Annotated in this window: 1 protein-coding gene; it reads left to right on the plus strand. The window is 67.0% G+C overall.

What is annotated here, in order from left to right; translation table 11 throughout:
* Positions 1 to 345, plus strand: a 345-nt coding sequence (locus AC5ZGW_RS47765; protein ID WP_496114356.1) for an IS110 family transposase, incomplete at both ends; no start/stop codon positions are given.

Raw genomic sequence — 345 nt, forward strand, 5'->3', positions numbered from 1 at the left:
GGTGAAGCTGATGGCCCCGCAACTGGTGAAGCCCTACGTGCAGCGGAACAAGAACGACGGGCGGGATGCGGAAGGATTGTGTGAAGCCATGGGGCGGCCGCGCATGCGCTTCGTCCCGGTCAAGACGGCCGAGCAACAGGCCGCGCTGATGCTGACGGGGATCCGCGACGGACTGATCGCCCGGCGCACCCAGCTGAGCAACGCGATCCGCGGCTACGCCGCCGAGTTCGGCCTGATCGCCGCCAAGGGGGCGGAGAAGATCGAGCCGCTGTTGGCGCGGATTGCGCAGGACGAGAATCTTCCGGAGCTGGCGCGTGAGCTGTTCGTGGTGCAGGGGCGTGAATA

The organism is Bradyrhizobium sp. Crot121, from assembly GCF_059512385.1.